Below are 16,289 nucleotides of genomic sequence, written 5' to 3'. Positions count from 1 at the left end.
TTACTGCGCCTGCACGCGCAGCTCTGCTGCGCTACGACTACGGTGACCCAACAGGGCTTTAACATCGCTGGACTTCGGCTTCACCAGCGCGAATTTCGCAGAGAACGCCGGCCAGTTGGCCAGGATCTCTTCGCCGCGCGAAGAACCGGTATGCTGCACGTGTTCGGTAATTAAACCGCGCAGGTGTTCTTCGTGGATGGCCAGCGTATCAACGTCCAGCACTTCCACCAGCTCCGGGTTCACGCGTTTGCGGAACTCACCGTCTTCATCCAGGACGTAGGCAAAACCGCCCGTCATGCCCGCGCCAAAGTTCACGCCGGTTTTACCCAGGACGCACACAATTCCGCCCGTCATGTATTCACAGCCGTTATCGCCGATGCCTTCCACCACGGTGATGGCGCCGGAGTTACGCACCGCAAAACGTTCGCCCGCACGGCCCGCGGCAAACAGACGACCGCCGGTTGCGCCGTACAGACAGGTATTGCCGATGATGCTCGCTTCATGGCTGCGGAAGGCTGAACCAACCGGAGGACGCACCGCCAGCAGACCGCCCGCCATGCCTTTTCCGACGTAGTCGTTGGCATCGCCGGTCAGGTATAACTCAACTCCGCCTGCGTTCCACACGCCGAAGCTCTGACCCGCGGTACCGCTGAAGTGCGCGGTAATCGGATCCGACGCCAGACCCTGGTCACCGTGCGTTTGCGCGATGTAACCGGAGAGGGACGCACCCACGGAACGGTCGGTGTTGCGGATATCAAACCAGAACGTTTTGCTCTGCTTCTCATCCACATACGGCTTCGCCTGTTGCAGCAGCTGTGCGTTCAGCACGCCGTTGTCGAACGGCGGGTTGTTCTCGGTACAGTAAACCGCTTTGCCAGGATGCGGCTGAGCGGTTTCCAGCAGCTTAGACAGCTCCAGCTTCTGCTGCTTGGCCGTGAAGCCCTCAAGCTCTTTCAGCAGGTCGGTACGGCCAATCAGGTCTACCAGACGCTTCACGCCCAGCTGCGCCATCAGCTCGCGGGTTTCACGGGCGATGAAGTCAAAGTAGTTGGTCACTTTGAACGGCAGGCCGTGGTAGTGATTTTTACGCAGCTTTTCGTCCTGGGTAGCAACGCCCGTTGCACAGTTGTTCAGGTGGCAAATACGCAGGTATTTACAGCCGAGCGCAACCATCGGGCCGGTACCAAAGCCGAAGCTTTCCGCTCCCAGAATCGCCGCTTTGATGATGTCGAGGCCGGTTTTCAGTCCGCCGTCCACCTGCAAACGGATCTTGTGACGCAGGCCGTTAGCGACCAGCGCCTGCTGGGTTTCCACCAGGCCGAGCTCCCACGGACAACCCGCGTATTTCACGGAGGAGAGCGGGCTTGCGCCGGTGCCGCCGTCGTAACCGGCGATGGTGATCAGATCCGCATAAGCTTTCGCCACGCCGGTGGCAATGGTGCCAACGCCCGGTTCGGAAACCAGCTTCACGGAGATCATCGCTTTCGGGTTGACCTGTTTCAGGTCGAAAATCAGCTGCGCCAGATCCTCGATAGAGTAGATATCGTGGTGCGGCGGCGGGGAGATCAGCGTCACGCCCGGCACTGAATAGCGAAGCTTAGCGATGTATGGGGTGACTTTATCACCCGGCAGCTGACCGCCTTCACCCGGTTTCGCACCCTGCGCGACTTTAATCTGAATCACGTCGGCGTTAACCAGGTACGCAGGCGTTACGCCAAAGCGACCAGACGCCACCTGCTTAATACGGGACACTTTATTGGTGCCATAGCGGGCCGGATCTTCACCGCCTTCGCCGGAGTTGGAGTTGCCGCCGATGCTGTTCATGGCTTCCGCCAGCGCTTCGTGGGCTTCCGGGCTCAGCGCGCCGATAGACATCGCCGCGGTGTCGAAACGTTTGAACAGCTCAGACGCGGGTTCAACCTCGTCAATGCTGACCGCTTCATCACCCGGATTGAGGGCAATGAGATCGCGCAGCGTCGCTGCCGGACGGTTGTTCACCAGCTCTGCATACTGCTGATAATCGCTGTACTCGCCGCTCTGCACCGCCTGTTGCAGCGTGCGCACCACGTCCGGGTTATAAGCGTGATACTCACCCCCGTGGACATATTTCAGCAGACCGCCCTGTTCCAGCGGCTTACGTGCCAGCCAGGCGCGCTTCGACAGGTTCACCAGATCCTGCTGGAAGTCAGCAAAACCGGCGCCGCCGATACGGCTGATCACGCCCTGGAAGCAGAGGTTGGCGACGTCGTCATGCAGGCCGACTGCTTCAAACAGCTTCGAGCAGCGGTAAGAGGCGATGGTCGAGATGCCCATTTTGGACATGATTTTGTACAGACCTTTGTTGATGCCGTTACGGTAGTTCAGCATCACGGCGCGGTAGTCTTTGTCGATCGCGCGGGTATCTACCAGGCGGGCCAGCGTTTCGTAGGCCAGATACGGGTAGATTGCCGTGGCGCCAAAGCCTAACAGCACCGCAAAGTGGTGCGGGTCGCGCGCGCTCGCGGTTTCAACGATGATGTTGGCATCGCAGCGCAGGCTCTTGTCCACCAGACGCGTCTGGATAGCCCCCACCGCCATGGGTGCAGGCACCGGCAGACGGTTTTTCGCGATGTTGCGGTCAGACAGCACCAGCAGAACGGTGCCGTTACGCACCATCTGCTCGGCTTTATCGCACAGCGCGTTCACCGTCTCTTCGAGGCTCGTTTCGGTCACGTCGAAGGTGATATCGAGCGTGTCGGCGCGATAGTGCTCCTCGGTCATGGTGGTGAGCTGTTTGAAATCGGAGTACAGCAGGATCGGTGATTTAAAGGTCAGACGGTGCGCCTGGCCTTCAGCTTCACAGAAGACGTTCATCTCACGGCCGATGCTGGTGGCCAGCGACATGACGTGGGCTTCGCGCAGCGGATCGATTGGCGGGTTAGTGACCTGCGCAAACTGCTGACGGAAGTAGTCATAAATAATGCGTGGCTGGCTGGAGAGCACGGCAAACGGGGTATCGTCACCCATTGAGCCGACCGCTTCCTGGCCGTTTTCACCGAGCACGCGGATAACCGAGTCCAGCTCTTCCGCGCTGTAGTTAAACTGCTTCTGGAAGCTCGCGAGGGTGTCATCGTCCAGCTCGCGGCTGCCCACTTCTTCGTCCGACAGATCTTCAAACGGCACCAGACGACGCACGTTTTTCTCCATCCACTCTTTGTACGGATGGCGGCTCTTCAGATCGTTGTCGGTTTCGGCGGAATGCAGAATACGCCCACCGCGGGTGTCGATCACCATCAGCTCGCCCGGTCCGACGCGGCCTTTCTCGACCACTTCGTCTGGCTGGTAATCCCAGATCCCGACTTCAGAGGCACAGGTGATGAGCTTGTCTTTGGTAATAACGTAGCGCGCCGGACGCAGACCATTACGGTCCAGGTTACAGGCGGCAAAACGACCGTCGGACATAACGATGCCCGCCGGGCCGTCCCACGGCTCCATGTGCATGGAGTTAAAGTCGAAGAACGCGCGCAGCTCAGGGTCCATATCCGGGTTGTTCTGCCAGGCCGGTGGCACGAGCAGACGCATGGCGCGCACGATGTCCATCCCGCCCGCCAGCAGCAGTTCCAGCATGTTATCCATGGAGCTGGAGTCCGAGCCGGTTTCGTTCACGAACGGCGCGGCATCGTGCAGGTCCGGGATCAGCGGCGTCTGGAATTTATAGGTACGGGCGCGGGCCCACTGGCGGTTGCCGGTGATGGTGTTGATCTCGCCGTTATGCGCCAGGTAGCGGAACGGCTGCGCCAGCGGCCAGCGTGGAACGGTGTTGGTGGAGAAGCGCTGGTGGAACAGGCAAATGGCCGATTCCAGACGCAGGTCCGCCAGGTCCAGGTAGAAGCGCGGCAGGTCAGCCGGCATACACAGACCTTTATAGATGTTCACAAGGTTAGAGAGGCTACAGACGTAGAACTCTTTATCATCCAGAAGACGTTTTTCAATGCGGCGGCGGGCGATAAACAGACGGCGTTCCATATCACGCGGACGCCAGCCCGCAGGCGCATTGACAAAAATCTGTTCAATACGAGGCAGCGAGGAGAGGGCGATTTCACCGAGCACCCCTTCGTTGGTTGGCACATCGCGCCAGCCGACGATCGACAGGGTTTCACGCTGAAGTTCTTCTTCAACGATGCGGCGTGAGGCGGCAGCTTTTTCAGGATCCTGATTCAGGAACAGCATACCGACAGCGTAGTTTTTGGCTAAACGCCAGCCGCGCTCTTCCGCTACGATACGGAAGAAACGATCCGGTTTTTGCAGCAGCAGGCCGCAACCGTCGCCGGTTTTACCATCGGCAAGGATGGCGCCACGGTGCTGCATACGGGCCAGTGCGTGAATAGCAGTACGCACTACCTTGTGGCTAGGTTCGCCTTCTATGTGGGCGATCAGGCCGAAACCACAGTTATCCTTCTCAAGGGATTTATCGTACAACATATCAGTGAACCTCCCCAGGCTCGTCGGGCTTCCCACTGAACTTTACCGTGGCGCACAGGCGCAGAAAGAGCATGGCGACGGGGTTAGCGTTTCATACGCGGACCTCGCATTCGCCCTCTTTTTCATCCTTTCGCGCAGGTAAACAAGTTTGAGGACTTGCTTCAGAGGGAATCTCAATTACTGCATAAATATGATGAGCAGGCCGCTCATCCAGAAAGCTTCCAGCGGATTTCCAACTTATCGGGAATTGGTACACAGGTCAAATGGCAATCTTATTTATACAAAAATGTGCTAAAGCGTAGTTATCTTTTTGTTTTTAATATGTATTTAACTATTTTTACAACCACTTAAAGCACCGGGGAGGTGCAGGGGAGTGTGATCTGACTCACTATATGAAAGCGGTATTATCGATGCAGCGTGCTGAAATGCAGATTTATAGCAGAATATTAATCTGGTGTTGCATTCAAACCCGCATAAAATCACTGTTTTTCAGTCCTGGCGCTATAAATGAAAAAAACCATCAGAACATAAGGAAAAGTAATTACGTACAGGGTGAATGAAATCTCGGTAATCGTGATTATTTATTCAAACAGATAAAGGCCGTCCAGGGCGATTGATCCAGGTCATCGCCGACAGAGGCTAAAAATGGCAGGCTTGTCCCCTTTCTTCGGGACGGTCTATCAGATTATGCAGTTACAGAAATTAGTCAATATGTTTGGCGGGGATCTTTTGCAGCGCTATGGGCAAAAGGTTCACAAACTGACGCTGCACGGCGGCTTTAGCTGCCCGAATCGCGATGGCACCATCGGGCGTGGTGGCTGCACTTTCTGTAACGTGGCCTCGTTTGCTGACGAGGCCCAGCAGCATAAATCTATCGCTGAACAGCTCGCCCATCAGGCGAGTCTGGTGAATCGCGCGAAGCAGTATCTGGCCTATTTCCAGGCCTACACCAGCACGTGGGCTGAGGTGCAGGTGCTGCGCTCGATGTATCAGCAGGCGGTTGCTCAAGCGAACATTGTCGGGCTGTGCGTGGGGACGCGTCCGGACTGCGTGCCGGAGGCCGTGCTGGATTTACTTAGTGAGTACAAAGAGAAGGGCTACGAGATCTGGCTGGAGCTGGGCTTGCAGACCGCGCATGACAAAACCCTGCACCGTATCAATCGCGGGCATGATTTCGCCTGCTACCAGCGCACCACGCGTCTCGCCCGTGAGCGTGGATTAAAAGTCTGCTCGCATCTGATTGTCGGCTTGCCAGGAGAAGGGCAGCAGCACGGGCTGGAAACGCTGGAAAAAGTCGTCGAGACCGGCGTGGATGGCATTAAGCTGCATCCGCTGCATATCGTGAAGGGCAGCATAATGGCGAAAGCATGGGAAGCGGGGCGGTTAAGTGGTATCGAACTCGACGACTATACGGTGACGGCGGGGGAGATGATTCGCCACACGCCTCCGGAGATTGTTTACCACCGCATCTCGGCCAGCGCCCGCCGCCCAACGCTTCTGGCACCGCTCTGGTGTGAGAACCGCTGGACGGGGATGCTGGAAATCGACCGCTATCTACAGGAGAACGGCGTACAGGGGTCGGCGCTTGGCCGCCCGTGGGTTCCCCCGCTACCGGCGACGGCCGCCTAGCAGACTTCCCAGCATGCCGCGTACTATCTGGTTGGTAATCTGACGCGTCGCGCTTTTTGCCATGGTCTGAACCACGCCATCGCGTTTGCCGCCGCGTGGCCCGGTGCTACCGAACAGAATATCTTTCAGCCCGCCGAGAATGCCGTCGTCCACGGCAACAGATTGCCCTTTTGCGGCAGGGGCATCCTGCGATTCGGCAGTCGCCTGCACCCCTTTTTGCAGCATCTCGAACGCGGATTCGCGATCCACCTCGTCTTCATACTTCCCGTACACCGGGGAGTGATTAATCAGGGCGTTGCGTTCATCGTCCGTTACCGGCCCCATGCGCGAGCAGGGCGCAATCACCATCGCACGCTCGACAACTGTCGGGCTGCCTTTTGCATCGAGGAACGAAATCAGCGCTTCACCGGTACCCAGCGCCTGAATGGCGGTTTCGGTATCAAAGGCCGGATTGGCGCGCATGGTTTGCGCCGCGGCTTTCACCGCTTTCTGATCTTTCGGCGTAAAGGCGCGCAGGGCGTGCTGCACGCGGTTACCCAACTGCCCCAGTACGTTGTCCGGAATATCCGACGGGTTTTGCGACACAAACCAGACCCCGACGCCTTTGGAGCGGATCAGGCGGATAACCTGTTCAATTTTATCCAGCAGCACCTGCGGCGCGTCGTTAAACAACAGGTGCGCTTCGTCAAAGAAGAACACCAGTTTGGGTTTTTCCAGATCGCCTGCTTCCGGCAGTTGTTCGTACAGTTCAGAGAGCATCCACAGCAGGCTGGCGGCGTAAAGCTTCGGCATCTGGTAGAGCTTCTCTGCGCTCAGAATGTTGATGATGCCTTTGCCGCTGCTGTCGGTACGCATCCAGTCTTTGATATCCAGCATTGGCTCGCCGAAGAAGTGTTCGGCACCCTGTTGCTCCAGCGTCAGGAGCCCACGCTGAATGGCGCCCACCGAGGCGCTGCTGATATTGCCGTACTGGTTCTGGAAGGATTTGGCGTTATCGCCAATGTACTGGGTGATGGCGCGCAGATCTTTGAAGTCGAGCAGCAGTAGCCCCTGATCGTCGGCGATACGGAAGATAATGTTCAGTACCCCGGACTGCACGTCGTTGAGGTTAAGCAGACGGGCCAGCAGCAGCGGGCCGAGGTCGGAGACGGTGGCGCGCACCGGATGGCCTTTTTCGCCGAAGATATCCCAGGCCACCACCGGATTACCGTGCGGCGTCCAGTCGGTGATGCCGATATTTTTCAGGCGCTCGAGGAGTTTTTCTGACGCTGCACCTTCCTGAGCCACCCCGGTTAAATCGCCCTTCACGTCAGCCATAAATACCGGCACGCCAGTCTCTGACAACGACTCAGCCAGCTTTTGCAGGGTGACGGTTTTTCCCGTCCCGGTCGCGCCGGTGATCAGGCCATGACGGTTCGCCATCGCGGGCAGTAAAAACAGCTCTTTTTCCAGCGTCCTGGCGATTAACAATGGTGTACTCATGATGCACGTCCTCTCGTAGTCCTGGGTGGAGTATAGGCAACCTGACGGCAAAATGTCTGCGTAAATTCCTCACTTTGCGGCGCATTATCCAGTGCGGACTATGCTTTTGCATACGGTAAACAAAATTTTGGGAAACTATGTCCAGATTCTTTTTTAACGACCGCAAACAGCTTGTCAACGATGCCATTGAAGGCATACTTCTCTCGGCGCCGCACGGTAATCTCGTCAAACTGGATATCGATCCGGCCATCCGCGTGGTGGCACGCGGCGACTGGGATAAAAGCCGCGTGGCGGTGATCTCCGGTGGCGGCTCCGGCCATGAACCGGCACATGCCGGGTTCGTCGGTAAAGGCATGCTTACCGCAGCGGTGTGTGGCGATCTGTTCGCTTCCCCAAGCGTCGATGCGGTCCTCAATGCCATTGTGGCGGTGACGGGCGATCGTGGCTGCCTGCTGATTGTGAAAAACTACACCGGTGACCGGCTTAACTTTGGCCTGGCGGCGGAAAAAGCCAAACGCTACGGCCTGAAGGTCGAGATGGTTATCGTGGCGGATGATATCGCCCTACCGGATAACAAGCAGCCGCGTGGTATCGCGGGAACGGCGCTGGTGCATAAGATTGCGGGATATGCGGCAGAACAGGGGAAATCGCTAAACGACGTGCGGGATATTGCGCAACAGGCCTGCGATAACCTCTGGAGCCTGGGGGTTGCGATGCAAACCTGTAACCTGCCGGGTAGCGATGATGAAGAAGGACGCATCAGGCAAGGCCACGTGGAGCTGGGGCTCGGGATTCACGGCGAGCCGGGGGCATCGGTGGTGGATACGCAGAACAGCAGGGCGATTATCGATACGCTGGTGACGCCGCTAAAAGCCCAGGCGGGTGACGGGCGCTTTGCGGTGCTGATCAACAACCTCGGCGGCGTGTCAGCGCTGGAGATGGCTCTGCTCACCAAAGAGCTGGCGCATTCGGCGTTGAAAGAGAACATTGCGTATCTGATTGGCCCGGCGCCGCTGGTGAGTGCGCTGGATATGAAAGGCTTTTCGCTAACGCTGTTAAAGCTCAACGATTTCTTCGAGAAGGCGATTCACGCCGAGGTCGAGACGCTGGGCTGGCAGAAGCCCGTCGCGTTCGCGCCCCTGCGTACCGTCCCCCATAGCGCCCTTCATGATCGCGTGGAATATACCCCGTCGGACAATCCGCAGGTGAGCGAGGCCGTCGCCTCGGTAACGAAAACATTGATCCAGCTGGAAAATCGCCTTAACGCGCTGGATGCCAAAGTAGGCGATGGCGATACGGGCTCCACCTTTGCGCAAGGGGCGCGGGATATTGCGCAGCGACTTGAGGAGAACAACCTGCCCCTTAACGACGTGCCGACATTACTCCTGCTGGTGGGGGAGCGGCTGGCAACGGTGATGGGCGGATCGAGCGGCGTATTGATGTCGATCTTCTTCACGGCGGCAGGACAAAAGCTTCACGATGGACAGTCGCTACCTGAAGCATTGCTGAGCGGACTGGCGCAGATGAAGCAGTATGGCGGTGCAGATCTCGGCGATCGTACGCTGATCGATGCCCTGCAACCGGCGCTGGAGGCGTTACAGAAAGGCAATATTCAGGCGGCAGCGCAGGCCGCGCAGCAAGGGGCTGAAGCAACGGCGAAAATGGCGAAAGCTGGCGCGGGGCGTTCGTCGTACGTGAATAAAGAGAATCTGGACGGGGTGATGGATCCGGGGGCGGTCGCGGTGGCGGAAGTGTTTAAGACTATGGTAGATGCAAAACGGTAACAACCGTTACCGTTTTTAGTGTTTGCGCCCTCTCCCTGTGGGAGAGGGTTGGGGTGAGGGCATCAGGCCGCACATTCCCCGGCAATCTCACATCAGAAATCCGCTTTCAACACCACGCGGTAGCGGGCTTTGCCGTCGCGCACGTGCTGGATCGCTTCGTTGATTTTTGACATCGGATACAGTTCGGTGGTCGGTGCCACTTTTGTGCGTCCGGCAAACTTCATCAGCTTGCGCAGCTCGTACGGTGTACCGGTCGCGGAGCCTGACACGCTGCGATCCCCGCCGATCAGGGTAAACGCCGGAACCGGCAGCGGCTTCATCACCGCACCCACGGTGTGGAAGTTACCGCCGTAGGCCAGGGCTTCAAAGTACGGCTGCCAGTCGAGATCGACATTGACGGTGTTGATGATCAGGTCAAACTGGCCTGCCAGAGCGGTGAGCGCCTGGGGATCGCGACTGTTCACCACTTTATCCGCACCCATCGCCAGCACTTCCTGCTCTTTCGCCGGGTTAGAGCTAAACGCCGTCACTTCACAGCCCATCGCGTGCAGCAGCTTGATGGCAATATGCCCCAGCCCGCCAATCCCGATCACGCCCACGCGGCTGGTGGCGGTAATGTGATGCATCAGCAACGGTTTAAAGACGGTGATGCCGCCACACAGCAGCGGACCTGCGGATTCAATATCAATGCTGTCCGGCAGCGGGATAACCCATTGCCAGTCGGCGCGCAGCTTATCGGCGAAACCGCCCTTGTTAAGGATGGTCGGCGTTGCGCCCTCAAGGCAGTTTATCTGGTTGCCGCTGATACAGGCGTCGCAGTGGCCGCAGCTGCGTGCCGTCCAGCCGATACCCACGCGCTGGCCCACTTTCAGCCCTTTGTCCTGCGCAGCGCTGCCGAGCGCCACGACGCGGCCAATGACTTCGTGTCCGGCCACCAGCGGATAGCTGGAGAAGCCCCATTCGTTATCGATCATCGAGAGATCTGAGTGGCAGATCCCGCAGTAATCAACCTGTACTTCGACGTCTTCCGCTTTTAGTTCGCCCGCATCGTACTCGTACAGCTCAAGTTCTGCACCCGCCTGCGGTGCGGCGTAGCTTTTTATCTTCGACATCGCATTTCCCCTGTTTTGGTGTGAATTGTGAGTGTAGAGCATTCAGTTTACAGACGCTTAACAGAAGACGGCAGGAACAAAACTTACAGATTTTTCAGCATCCTGACTTCGCAGTCCACGTGGCCCGTGCAGCCCAGTGGCGCATCAATATGCTCAAAGCCGAGATGTTCATACAGGCCAATGGCCTCTTTAAGGAAAGCGGTGGTTTCAAGGTAGCAACGTTTAAAGCCCTGTGAGCGTGCATGTTCCAGGGCGACCAGCGCCAGCTTTTTCGCCAGGCCTTGTCCGCGTATCGTTGGCAGGAAATACATTTTCTGAAGTTCACAGATATCCGGCTCGCTGCAAAGCAGTGGGGCAATGCCGCCGCCGCCCACGACCTGGCCGTCCTGCTCGATGACCCAGTAGGCATGGCCCGGCTGGCTGTACAGCTGAAAAAGTTCGTCCAGATTTGGGTCGGCCACGGTGTAGCCTTTGTCGGCGGTCAGGCCATATTCGGCAGAAACCGTGCGGATAACGGCGGCGATAGCCGGGTTGTCCTGCTCAGTGATCCGACGCATTGTCGTCGCGACGGGGGTAATCACGCTCATAGCATTACTCATGACAAAAATTGACACACAACTGCTGTTAATAGCACCGCAGAAAGGGGAGTGCAAGCGAGGAGTTTTCAGGAAGGATACCCCTTACGCCCTGAAGCGTAAGGGGTAAAAGCATTACAGCGCCGCGATAACCGCCTGCTGCTCGATCAGTTTGGTCTTCGCATCGGCGAAGGCAACCAGACGCTCACGCTCTTTGGCGATGACCGCTTCCGGCGCGCGGGCCACAAAGCCCTCGTTCGCCAGTTTGCTTTCGATTTTGCCAATTTCCACGTCGACTTTCGCCACTTCTTTCGCCAGACGCGCCAGCTCCGCATCTTTGTCGATCAGGCCCGCCATCGGGATCAGCAGCTCCGCGCCGTCGATGATTTTGGTCACGGAAACCGGACCTTTGTCATCGGCAGGCAGCACGGTGATGCTTTCCAGACGCGCCATGGTTTTCAGGAAGGTGTTGTTCTCGGTGACGCGACGAACGGCAGCTTCGCTGCAACCGCGCAGCAGCAGCTCCAGTGGTTTACCCGGAGCGATGTTCATTTCCGCGCGGATGTTACGTACCGCAACGATCGCCTGTTTCAGCCACTCGGTATCCGCAGACGCGGCTTCATCCACTTTCGCGGCGTCGAATGCCGGGAACGGCTGGAGCATGATGGTATCGGCGTTAATACCGGCAATCACCTTCACGCGCTGCCAGATGGTTTCGGTAATGAACGGAATGATCGGGTGCGCAAGGCGCAGCAGACCTTCCAGAACGGTAATCAGCGTATTACGCGTGCCGCGCAGTTCCGCTTCAGAACCGCCGTTCATGACCGGCTTCGCCAGCTCCAGGTACCAGTCGCAGAACTGGTTCCAGGTGAATTCGTACAGAATGCCTGCCGCGATGTCGAAGCGGTAGCTGTCCAGCGCGTCGCGGAATGCTTTCACCGTCTGGTTAAATTCCGCGAGGATCCAGCGGTCTGCCAGAGACAGGGTCATTTCGCCGCCGTTAAAGCCGCAATCCTGATCTTCGGTGTTCATCAGCACGAAGCGGCTGGCGTTCCACAGCTTGTTACAGAAGTTACGGTAACCTTCCAGACGCTTCATATCCCAGTTGATGTCACGACCGGTGGAGGCCAGCGCCGCCAGGGTGAAGCGCAGGGCGTCGGTACCGTGAGATTCTATCCCGTTCGGGAACTGCTTCTCGGTACGCTTGCGGATTTTCTCCGCCAGCTGCGGCTGCATCATGTTGCCGGTACGTTTTTCCAGCAGCTCTTCCAGAGAGATACCGTCCACCATATCCAGCGGGTCGATAACGTTACCCTTGGATTTGGACATCTTCTGGCCTTCGTCGTCGCGGATCAGGCCGGTCATGTAGACGGTATGGAACGGAACCTGCGGCTTGCCGTCTTCGTCTTTGATGAAGTGCATGGTCATCATGATCATGCGGGCGATCCAGAAGAAGATGATGTCGAAGCCGGAGACCATCACGCTGGTTGGGTGGAACTGACGCAGCGCGTCGGTGTTTTCCGGCCAGCCGAGGGTGGAGAAGGTCCACAGCGCGGAGGAGAACCAGGTATCCAGCACGTCTTCGTCCTGGCGCAGGGCAACGTCAGCGCCCAGGTTGTTTTCCTGACGCACTTCCTCTTCGGTGCGGCCAACGTAGACATTGCCTTCGTTGTCGTACCATGCCGGGATACGGTGACCCCACCACAGCTGACGGGAAATACACCAGTCCTGAATATCGCGCATCCAGGAGAAGTACATGTTTTCGTACTGCTTCGGCACGAACTGAATGCTGCCGTTCTCAACCGCTTCCACAGCCGGTTTCGCCAGCACGTCGGCACGCACGTACCACTGGTCGGTCAGCATTGGCTCGATAACCACGCCGCCACGGTCGCCGTACGGCACGGTCAGATCGTGAGGTTTAATCTCTTCCAGCAGGCCGAGTGCGTCAACGGCGGCTAAGATGGCTTTACGCGCGGCAAAGCGCTCCAGCTTCTGGAACTCAGCCGGGATGTCGCTGGAATAAACGTCGGATTCGTTGCCTTTGGTGTCATACACTTCTGCGCTTTCGCGGATATCGCCGTCGAAGGTCAGAATGTTGATCATCGGAAGTTGATGACGACGACCGACTTCATAGTCGTTGAAGTCATGCGCCGGGGTGATTTTCACGCAGCCGGTGCCTTTTTCCATGTCGGCGTGTTCGTCGCCCACAATCGGAATACGGCGGTTCACCAGCGGCAGCACCACGAATTTGCCGATCAGATCTTTATAACGCGGATCTTCCGGGTTAACGGCCACGCCGGTATCGCCCAGCAGGGTTTCCGGACGGGTGGTCGCCACCACCAGGTAATCTTTACCGTCGGCGGTTTTTGCGCCGTCGGCCAGCGGATAGCGGATGTGCCACATGGAGCCTTTAGACTCGCGGTTTTCCACTTCCAGGTCAGAGATGGCGGTGCGCAGTTTCGGGTCCCAGTTGACCAGGCGCTTGCCACGATAAATCAGGTCTTCTTTGTACAGGCGCACAAAGACTTCTTTCACGGCGTTGGACAGGCCTTCATCCATGGTGAAGCGCTCGCGCTCCCAGTCTACGGAGTTGCCGAGACGGCGCATCTGACGGGTAATGGTGCCGCCGGATTCCGCTTTCCACTGCCAGATTTTGTCGATGAACGCGTCGCGACCGTAGTCGTGGCGGGTTTTACCCTCTTCAGCGGCAATTTTACGCTCAACCACCATCTGGGTCGCGATACCCGCGTGGTCAGTCCCCGCCTGCCACAGGGTATTTTTGCCCTGCATGCGCTGGTAGCGGATCATGGTATCCATGATGGTCTGCTGGAAAGCATGCCCCATATGCAAACTGCCGGTGACGTTCGGCGGCGGGATCATGATGCAGAAGGACTCTTTGCTTTCGTCGCCGTTAGGCTTGAAATAGCCCTGCTGTTCCCAGTGCTCGTAAAGCGGCTGTTCGATATCGCGTGGGTTATATGTCTTTTCCATTATTTCCAGGTTGCCGTATTCAGGTTAAAACCGGCCAGGCGGTACGCTTTGTAGCGTTCGCGCGCCAGTTGTTTCAAAGATTCTTCGTAAGGGACAAAGTCTACCACTTCTGTGAAAGCGGTGGCAAAATCTGCAAAGTCTGTCCGCAGGCTAATGAGAATGTCGCGCGCGCTGCTGTTGCGTTTTTGCGGCCAGGCAATCTCCACCGGTGCCCCGCCGCGTGGACCTTCGCCCGACAGGTTATGCGGAACAAAACTCTCCGGCGGGCGCGCCCATAGCGCTTCATCCAGGCGAATCGCCTGCTGCTCATCTTCACAGGCAATCAGGACGCGTTTACCTGCGCGCCAACGTTCTGCGGCAATTTCACACACCAGCTGTTCAACGGCGCTGAGGCCATCCTGATGGGTGTCATTGTCCAGAAGGTAGAACGTTGCATTCTTCATATATGGGGCTTCTTGTCGTGGATTTAAATGCAAAGCCGGGTGGCGCTTCGCTTACCCGGCCTACGGTTGAGTGGCGTGTAGGCCGGGTAAGGCGTAGCCGCCACCCGGCGTTTTACATCACTCGTCGCCGTTAAAACCCGCACGATTGAGCAGGAACTGCGACAGCAGTGCCACCGGACGTCCGGTCGCGCCTTTGGCTTTACCGGAGCGCCATGCGGTCCCCGCGATGTCCAGGTGCGCCCAGTTGTACTTGCGGGTAAAGCGCGCCAGGAAGCAGCCCGCGGTAATTGCTCCGCCAGGACGACCGCCGATGTTCGCCATGTCTGCGAAGTTAGACTCCAGCTGTTCCTGGAACTCGTCCCCCAGCGGCAGACGCCACGCGCGGTCGCCGGCCTGCTCGGACGCGCCGATCAGCTCATGCGCCAGCGGGTTGTGGTTCGACATCAGGCCGGTGATGTGATGGCCCAGCGCGATCACGCAGGCGCCGGTCAGGGTAGCCACGTCGATAACCGCTTCAGGTTCGAAACGCTCAACGTAGGTCAGCACGTCGCACAGCACCAGACGGCCTTCGGCGTCGGTGTTCAGCACCTCAACGGTCTGGCCGGACATGGTGGTCAGCACATCACCAGGACGATAAGCGCGGCCGCCAGGCATGTTTTCGCAGCCCGCCAGCACGCCGATCACGTTGATGGGCAACTGAAGTTCCGCGACCATGCGCATGACGCCGTAAACCGCCGCCGCGCCGCACATGTCGTACTTCATCTCATCCATGCCTTCTGAAGGCTTGATGGAGATACCGCCGGAGTCGAAGGTCAGCCCTTTACCGACGAGCACGATGGGTCGCGCATCTTCTGACGGATTGCCCTTGTACTCAATGACCGACATCAGGGATTCGTTCTGGGAGCCGTTACCGACCGCCAGATAAGAGTGCATCCCCAGCTCTTTCATCTGCTGTTCGCCGATAACGCGGGTGATGACGTTCTTGCTGTAGGCGTCAGCCAGCTGGCGCGCCTGAGACGCCAGGTACGCGGCGTTACAGATGTTTGGCGGCATATTGCCAAGATCTTTTGCCGCTTTAATACCGGCGGCAATGGCCAGACCGTGCTGAATAGCGCGCTCGCCGCTGGTCAGCTCGCGACGGGTTGGCACGTTAAAGACCATTTTACGCAGCGGGCGACGCGGCTCGCTTTTGGTGGTCTTCAGCTGATCAAAGCTGTAGAGGCTCTCTTTTGCGGTTTCGACGGCCTGACGCACTTTCCAGTACGTGTTGCGGCCCTTAACGTGCAGCTCCGTCAGGAAGCAGACGGCTTCCATCGAACCAGTATCATTCAGTGTATTAATGGTTTTCTGAATAACCTGCTTGTACTGGCGCTCATCAAGCTCACGTTCTTTACCACAGCCAATCAGCAGAATACGCTCGGACAGGACGTTCGGAACATGGTGCAGCAACAAGGTCTGCCCTGGTTTGCCTTCCAGTTCGCCACGGCGCAGCAGGGCGCTGATATAACCGTCGCTGATTTTATCGAGTTGCTCGGCGATCGGGGAGAGTCGGCGTGGTTCAAAGACGCCCACAACGATGCAGGCACTCCGCTGTTTCTCCGGGCTACCGCTTTTTACACTGAACTCCATGCACTACGCTCCTGAATCTTAAAGACAACGGCGGCGGCTACGGATAGAATTGAAACCTTTCGTAACTCATGTCCGCCGTTGTGGTGACTTCGTGTTAATCTTACGTTACTACGGTTTCGACACGTCAATAAATGTCATGAAGCGCGAATCCGCCGGGTTTTTTAATCTTAGCGATGATTTCGA

General features: G+C 57.7%; 9 protein-coding genes. 2 read left to right on the top strand and 7 right to left on the bottom strand.

Features of this window, described 5'->3' with window-relative positions:
• A complete protein-coding gene (gltB, locus tag AC4OVU_RS19490) occupies positions 1–4,461 on the bottom strand; it encodes a glutamate synthase large subunit (protein WP_045334237.1) in 4,461 nt (1,486 codons plus the stop codon).
• Between the two features lie 687 nt (positions 4,462–5,148).
• On the opposite strand from gltB, the gene mnmL reads away from it, so the two are divergent.
• A complete protein-coding gene (gene mnmL / locus AC4OVU_RS19485) occupies positions 5,149–6,090 on the top strand; it encodes a tRNA modification radical SAM protein MnmL/YtqA (protein WP_096152317.1) in 942 nt (313 codons plus the stop codon).
• Here the strand turns inward: mnmL and AC4OVU_RS19480 are convergent.
• Complete coding sequence (locus AC4OVU_RS19480; protein ID WP_023304496.1) at positions 6,070–7,572, bottom strand: helicase HerA-like C-terminal domain-containing protein; 1,503 nt, start codon at positions 7,570–7,572, stop codon at positions 6,070–6,072. The two genes, mnmL and AC4OVU_RS19480, sit on opposite strands and share 21 nt — an antisense overlap.
• A 137-nt stretch (positions 7,573–7,709) precedes the next feature.
• Here AC4OVU_RS19480 and AC4OVU_RS19475 point away from each other — a divergent pair, with 137 nt between their 5' ends.
• On the top strand, positions 7,710–9,356 hold the full coding sequence (locus tag AC4OVU_RS19475; RefSeq protein WP_032649667.1) for a dihydroxyacetone kinase subunit DhaK: 1,647 nt from the start codon (positions 7,710–7,712) through the stop codon (positions 9,354–9,356).
• Between the two features lie 92 nt (positions 9,357–9,448).
• Here AC4OVU_RS19475 and ahr read toward each other — a convergent pair whose 3' ends face one another.
• From ahr to pepA, 5 genes are all read right to left on the bottom strand, one after another.
• Positions 9,449–10,468, bottom strand: a complete 1,020-nt coding sequence (gene ahr, locus AC4OVU_RS19470; protein ID WP_003861889.1) for an NADPH-dependent aldehyde reductase Ahr — start codon at positions 10,466–10,468, stop codon at positions 9,449–9,451.
• 83 nt (positions 10,469–10,551) lie between these two features.
• Positions 10,552–11,055, bottom strand: coding sequence for a GNAT family N-acetyltransferase (locus AC4OVU_RS19465; protein ID WP_017693907.1), 504 nt, complete (start codon positions 11,053–11,055; stop codon positions 10,552–10,554).
• A gap of 123 nt (positions 11,056–11,178) precedes the next feature.
• A complete protein-coding gene (locus AC4OVU_RS19460) occupies positions 11,179–14,034 on the bottom strand; it encodes a valine--tRNA ligase (protein ID WP_110292551.1) in 2,856 nt (951 codons plus the stop codon).
• Positions 14,034–14,477 carry a DNA polymerase III subunit chi gene (holC, locus tag AC4OVU_RS19455; protein ID WP_003861884.1) on the bottom strand — a complete coding sequence of 148 codons (444 nt, stop codon included), beginning with the start codon at positions 14,475–14,477 and terminating at the stop codon, positions 14,034–14,036. Before holC ends, AC4OVU_RS19460 begins: the two co-directional genes overlap by 1 nt.
• Before the next feature lie 117 nt (positions 14,478–14,594).
• On the bottom strand, positions 14,595–16,106 hold the full coding sequence (gene pepA, locus AC4OVU_RS19450) for a leucyl aminopeptidase (RefSeq protein WP_003861882.1): 1,512 nt from the start codon (positions 16,104–16,106) through the stop codon (positions 14,595–14,597).
• Positions 16,107–16,289: the final 183 nt, after the last annotated feature.

The organism is Enterobacter sp. 6722112 (genome assembly GCF_058661685.1).
Note: the sequence above shows the minus strand (reverse complement) of the source record. Positions and strands in the feature narration are given on the sequence as shown.

Bases quoted from the DNA above. Each gene is read 5' to 3' on its own strand.
- AC4OVU_RS19460 (WP_110292551.1), bottom strand. From the start codon at position 14,034: ATGGAAAAGACATATAACCCACGCGATATCGAACAGCCGCTTTACGAG.
- gltB (WP_045334237.1), bottom strand. From the start codon at position 4,461: ATGTTGTACGATAAATCCCTTGAGAAGGATAACTGTGGTTTCGGCCTG.
- AC4OVU_RS19480 (WP_023304496.1), bottom strand. From the start codon at position 7,572: ATGAGTACACCATTGTTAATCGCCAGGACGCTGGAAAAAGAGCTGTTT.
- mnmL (WP_096152317.1), top strand. From the start codon at position 5,149: ATGCAGTTACAGAAATTAGTCAATATGTTTGGCGGGGATCTTTTGCAG.
- ahr (WP_003861889.1), bottom strand. From the start codon at position 10,468: ATGTCGAAGATAAAAAGCTACGCCGCACCGCAGGCGGGTGCAGAACTT.
- AC4OVU_RS19475 (WP_032649667.1), top strand. From the start codon at position 7,710: ATGTCCAGATTCTTTTTTAACGACCGCAAACAGCTTGTCAACGATGCC.
- holC (WP_003861884.1), bottom strand. From the start codon at position 14,477: ATGAAGAATGCAACGTTCTACCTTCTGGACAATGACACCCATCAGGAT.
- AC4OVU_RS19465 (WP_017693907.1), bottom strand. From the start codon at position 11,055: ATGAGCGTGATTACCCCCGTCGCGACGACAATGCGTCGGATCACTGAG.
- pepA (WP_003861882.1), bottom strand. From the start codon at position 16,106: ATGGAGTTCAGTGTAAAAAGCGGTAGCCCGGAGAAACAGCGGAGTGCC.